General features: G+C 66.9%; 7 protein-coding genes and 2 pseudogenes. 2 read left to right on the plus strand and 7 right to left on the minus strand.

What is annotated here, in order from left to right:
- A pseudogene (locus tag CVO76_RS15310) lies at positions 1–577 on the minus strand (family 43 glycosylhydrolase); the annotation flags it as partial.
- 116 nt (positions 578–693) lie between these two features.
- Positions 694–1,302, minus strand: a complete 609-nt coding sequence (locus CVO76_RS15315; protein ID WP_208740005.1) for a hypothetical protein — start codon at positions 1,300–1,302, stop codon at positions 694–696.
- Between the two features lie 200 nt (positions 1,303–1,502).
- On the opposite strand from CVO76_RS15315, the gene CVO76_RS15320 reads away from it, so the two are divergent.
- Positions 1,503–1,778: a hypothetical protein gene (locus tag CVO76_RS15320; protein WP_208740006.1), complete on the plus strand. Its 276-nt coding sequence runs from the start codon at positions 1,503–1,505 to the stop codon at positions 1,776–1,778.
- A gap of 13 nt (positions 1,779–1,791) precedes the next feature.
- Here the strand turns inward: CVO76_RS15320 and CVO76_RS15325 are convergent, their stop codons facing one another.
- The 4 genes from CVO76_RS15325 to CVO76_RS15340 form a co-directional block, all read right to left on the minus strand.
- On the minus strand, positions 1,792–2,151 hold the full coding sequence (locus CVO76_RS15325) for a hypothetical protein (RefSeq protein ID WP_208740007.1): 360 nt from the start codon (positions 2,149–2,151) through the stop codon (positions 1,792–1,794).
- Between the two features lie 157 nt (positions 2,152–2,308).
- The gene (locus tag CVO76_RS15330; RefSeq protein ID WP_208740008.1) at positions 2,309–2,566 is read right to left on the minus strand and encodes a hypothetical protein; all 258 of its coding nucleotides are present in this window, start codon (positions 2,564–2,566) and stop codon (positions 2,309–2,311) included.
- A 164-nt stretch (positions 2,567–2,730) separates the two neighbouring features.
- A complete protein-coding gene (locus CVO76_RS15335) occupies positions 2,731–3,435 on the minus strand; it encodes a Type 1 glutamine amidotransferase-like domain-containing protein (RefSeq protein WP_208740009.1) in 705 nt (234 codons plus the stop codon).
- 143 nt (positions 3,436–3,578) lie between these two features.
- Positions 3,579–4,079, minus strand: coding sequence for a tetratricopeptide repeat protein (locus tag CVO76_RS15340; RefSeq protein WP_208740010.1), 501 nt, complete (start codon positions 4,077–4,079; stop codon positions 3,579–3,581).
- 161 nt (positions 4,080–4,240) lie between these two features.
- Here CVO76_RS15340 and CVO76_RS15345 point away from each other — a divergent pair, with 161 nt between their 5' ends.
- A complete protein-coding gene (locus CVO76_RS15345) occupies positions 4,241–4,711 on the plus strand; it encodes a nuclear transport factor 2 family protein (RefSeq protein WP_208740011.1) in 471 nt (156 codons plus the stop codon).
- Here the strand turns inward: CVO76_RS15345 and CVO76_RS17430 are convergent.
- Positions 4,680–4,834, minus strand: a pseudogene (locus tag CVO76_RS17430) (dihydrofolate reductase family protein); the annotation flags it as partial. The gene CVO76_RS15345 and the pseudogene CVO76_RS17430 overlap by 32 nt on opposite strands.

Below are 4,834 nucleotides of genomic sequence, written 5' to 3' on the forward strand. Positions count from 1 at the left end.
ACTCGTCGGTGACCATCCAGTACCGCCGGCCGAGCGCGAAGACCTTGGGACCCTCGTGCGGCCTGCCTCCGATCACCAGACCTTCGACACGCCAGGTGGACGCCAGGAGTGGGGTGGCTGTCACCGCGGCATAGGTGCGTGATCCCCGCGCCTCGTCCTTGTACCAGAGGCGGTACAGCCCATCACCGCACTGGGCCACGGCAGCGTCGATGACCCGTTCGGAATCGAGGTCGAGATAGCCCTGGAAGTCCCACACGTGGAGATCGGCGCTGGTGTACTGGGCGATCCTCGCCGGACCGGTCCAATCCGTCCTCCTACCTCCGAGCACTGTCAGGAACATGACCCATCGGTCACCGATCCGGACGACGTCGGGCGCCCACCTGGTGACGGGCTGCGCCAGGCCCGGTGCGTCGAGTCCCTCGACGACGCCCTGGTACGTCCACGTCGACCCTCCGTCGTTCGACCGGGCGACACCGATCTCGGACTCGTGCACCCAGGCCACGCCGTCGAGCCCGATCTCCGCCGCACGGCGCTGCGTGTAGAACATGGACCAGCCCCCTGTCACTGGATCGGACACGAGGACCGGGTCGGCCGCACCGTCGTGAACAGGGTCGCGGTAGGGACTGGCAAGAAGCCGGCGCGAGAGGATGGGATGGATCATCGTGCCGCCGATCGGGAGCCGCGCCCTCTCGCCTAGGCGGGGACGACGTCGACGAGTGCGTGCTGCTTGCTCGCCTCGATGTCCTCGGGCCGCATGCCGTCCCGGACCAGGGTGGAGACCCCGTAGGTCGTCGGCGTGACGTCCGGAGCGAGCGTGATCGTGAAGCTGAAGCTACCCGAGGCGTCGGCGATCATGGATTGCTCATCGATCTCTGTCATGTCGGTCTGGTAGATCCCCATGAACATGGAGATGTTCTGGCCGGGCTGGTAACCGGTCCCCGTGAGGACGAACGTCGAGCCCTGGGTGACGGTGATCCGGGGCGCGGCTTCCCAGGTGGTAGCAGTCCCGACGACGATCGGCGCGGGGGCTGGTGCTTCGACGACGGGCTCGGGGGCCGGTGGTTCGACCGGCGTCTCGATGACCGCGGGCGGTGTCTCTACTGGCGCGGCGTCCTCCTGCGTCGGCGCCGGCCCTGCCTCGCTCGATGCGGTGACAGACGCAACCGGAGACGGCGTCGGGGAGGCCGTGGCCGAGGCGGTCGAGGCGGGCTGGGCCGCGGGCTGGTCGGCGGGCGAGCCTGCGCAACCTGCGAGGAGTGCAGCGGCGGCCACGAGGGCGAGGACAGAGGGCGGCTTGACCATGGCGTGGCGCTCCTGATGCAGAGGTTGATTGGACGACGAGGGATCGCCTGGCAAGAACCTGCACTGCTTCATCCCCCACCTCGGACGTTATCGGCTGACCGAGGAGAGGAAATACCCGGAAGGCCGTCCTGGCGCGAACTGTGGCCAAGTCGAGACGTACCGTCGACTGCACCGTGACCTTACCGCCGGAGACTTGGAGCATGGCACTCCTGGGGATCGAAACAGCACGGCCGGCCCGATGGATCAAGAACCATCTCGGCGCCTTGCCGTCCATCCTCGCGCTGGTCGTCGTCGCCGCCTCCTGGGTGGTCGGTGCTGCCACCGCCCACGCCTACCTGACCGACGCCGACTCCCCCCTGGCGATGCTCGGCGGCCTCTACGTCGGTCTCGCAGCGGGGGCCGTTTCCATCATCGTCACCACTCTGGCGCTCAATGATCTTGTCAGCCGGTACTCGCGGCCGCGCAGGCGCCGGTGAGGGGCCCGGGACCCTACAGGGCTCCGCGACGGAACGCACGGTACGACCGTGTGAAGTGTTGTGCCTGGTCTGTGAGCTGCAGGACGAGTTCGTCCGCGAAACCCCGAGATACACCCGAGCAACGAATGGTCGTCAGAGCTTTGGCGGTGCTGTGCTGCAGTGCGCACGCACCAGCCATGGCCGCGCTGGCGTGAAGGCTGAGCAAGGCCGTCGTCGTTTCCTCACCCTCCCCGCATTCCAGGGCATCACCGATCCTGGATATCCGACGGGTCAGCATCGCGTCGAAGTCCGCAAGGAATTGAAGTGCTTCGGGGTAGGACCTGAGGTCCTGGGCAAAGGTTGCAAAGACGGCTTCATCGAGTGCAGGCAGCATGCTCTTCCATCATTGTCGGAAACCGGTGTCAGCGATCGATCGGCGAACAGCCGTCGGGCCGGCGGGGTGAAGAAGAGCGTCCCCAGTGGCCCGGGGCGGTCTTCGGCTGATCGCCATACTGTGCAGGGCAGCACGCGCGCGTGCCGCGCCGGCAGGGCTAGACGTAGGGGCGTGAGGCCAGGCGCTTCCGGATGAGCGCAGTGCGGACCGCTCCGCGGCGCGACGGACCGGTTCTGCCCGCGAGGGGGATCCTTCTGCCGGCGCCCCGGTGGTCGAGTTCGTCGCGGAGCTCCGCGTACCGGCAAGCGACTCCCTCGACGGGTTCGTCGGTGTCGAGGTCCTCGTAGAGGCGATCGATCATCCGGTGCAGCGCCCTTGTGGGAAGGTTCGCCATGTCGCCCGTGAGAATGCCCATTCTGGCCGTGGGTGATGTGAGCATGAGCCCGCACTCCAGTTTTCTTGCTGAGAAGAAGAGGCCTGCTTCTGGACCACATCCACAGACTACTGATTACCCCTCGAGGTCACAAACGCCTGGTCGCCGGGGTGGATCGTACGGATCCGTTCAGGTCGCCCGGGCTGTCAGGGCTTCCCTGCCGTGACGTCGGCGGCTGCCTGTCCAGGGAAGTACCGCCAGAGGCCCTCCGTGATGACGTCCACCGCATCATCGGTCACGCTGATGGCCGTCTGGTCGTCGATGGCGTAGGACGGGTGAGGTATACCGGCGGCCCATCTCTCTGCTGCAGCCAGCGAGTTACCGGGTGCACCGTCGGGCGCGAGGTGCGGGCAGATCGAGAAGTGGACCCTTCCCAGTGCGCTGTCATCGCCCGTCGGCGAGTTCCAGCCGACGAACTCCCGACCGATCTGCGGAGTCATCACCATGCTGCCCGCGCTCATCCCGACCCACACGGTGCGTGCCAGCGACGGGAACATGTCGGCCAGTCCCGACTGCCGTATCCAATGGTCGAGGTAGAGGGCGTCACCGCCTGCCGCCAGCAACACGTCGGTCTCGCGCACGAGCGGCTTCCACCGCTCCTCATCGATGCTCGGCAGCGCGGTCAGCTCCAGCACCCCGACGGATTTCCATCCCAGGTCCACCATGGGGTTCTCGGATCTGCCACTGATGAATCTCCACGCCTCGATGCCGGGGCCGAGCCAGGGGTGACCGTACTGGGCGGTGGGGATGCACAGCGCGGTGGACGCGGTGATCGGCTTCCCGAGAAGCGCTGCGAGAGCGCCGAGGATCGTCGGATTGGTGACCCCGGCCGAGGTGAGAAGAAGCTTCACGGTGTGATCCTAACGGCTGCGGCTCATCCTGCCTGTCGCGCGAAAGCGGACGGAGAGAAGTCCGTCACTGGTGTGCCTCCTTCGCTCGGGAGCCTTCACGGCTGATCATCGCAGGCGGACCGGTCGAGGATCGGTACGGTCCACTAGGAGTTCTCGTCGTCGAGCGCACGGATGTGGGCCGCGTTGCCGTTGATGGCTTCCTTGTACCGCTCGATGTCGGGAGCGTGAACGAAGGTCACCACCAGATCGAGCAACGAGGCGACAGATTCATCCGATCGGCCCGCCGCATGGAGGGTGATGGCCTCGAAGGCCCCTAGCGCCGGGGAGCCGGGAAACACAGCGCGAGCTGCCCTGAAGACCTCGAGCGACGCCTCGTACTCGCCGAGGTTCCTGAGCGTCGACCCGTACTGGACATAGCACCGGCGCAGCAGATCACCTTCGAGCCCTGCAGCAAGAGCCTTCTCGTAGAACCCTCGCGCGATGTCTTCCTGTCCCGCCGTGTCGTAGGCCCCGCCGACCTCGTAGAGCACCCGCGCGTTCTCCGGATGGGCAGCGTAGTAGGGCAGCAGGGCATCGATGGTCGGCTGCATGGTGCCGCGGTCTCGACGCTCGAGGATCAGGTCGAGCTCATCACCCAGGGTCATGTCGCCATTCTCGCTCATGACGCACCGAGGCCCGTTCCGTGGATCCGGGGACAGGGTCGGCCTTCCGGCCCGGCGCATCCACCCCGGCACCTGGACTCCCGGCACCTGGCTCGATGCCACCCGGGCTCCCACCGCCGTCCGGTCCTGGCTACGATCTGGGAATGACGAGCTTCCTGGACCAGCCCGAGTGGCACAACACCCCGGTGCCGTCGGAGCGGATCACGAGGGCATCGGCGCAGGAGTGGCTCGATGCGTACGTGACGGCCTGGAAGACGTACGACGAGCAGGCGATCGCGGATCTTTGGTCCGAAGCTGCCGTGTGGCACTACCCCTTCCAGCTGCGGGCATCCGGACGTCGGGAGATCGTCGCAGAGTGGATGAGCGAGCGCGAGGCGTTCATCGGCGAGTCCTTCGACGCCCGGTACCATCCGGTCGCCATCGAGGGTGACCGGGTCGTAGCCCATGGCCGGACGGTGTTCTACGAGCCGGAGAGTGATCGCGTCGTCACGGCGTACGACAACATCTGGTTCCTGCGGTTCGACAGCTCTGGACGGTGCTCCGAGTTCCACGAGTGGTACGCCGGCCGTCCCGAGGATGAGCCGGATCGAGCGGTCCCCGAGCGAGCCGGGTGATCTCGGTGACCGCGTCGCCGGCGACCAGGGGGGTGTTCCGGTCGACCGTGCTGATCGTCGAGGAGAACACCACTTTCGGCATCTCACGCCAGCGGCGGGCCAGCCCACGGCAAGCCGGACCTC

Source organism: Arthrobacter agilis (genome assembly GCF_002953615.1).
GTDB lineage: Bacteria > Actinomycetota > Actinomycetes > Actinomycetales > Micrococcaceae > Arthrobacter_D > Arthrobacter_D agilis_B.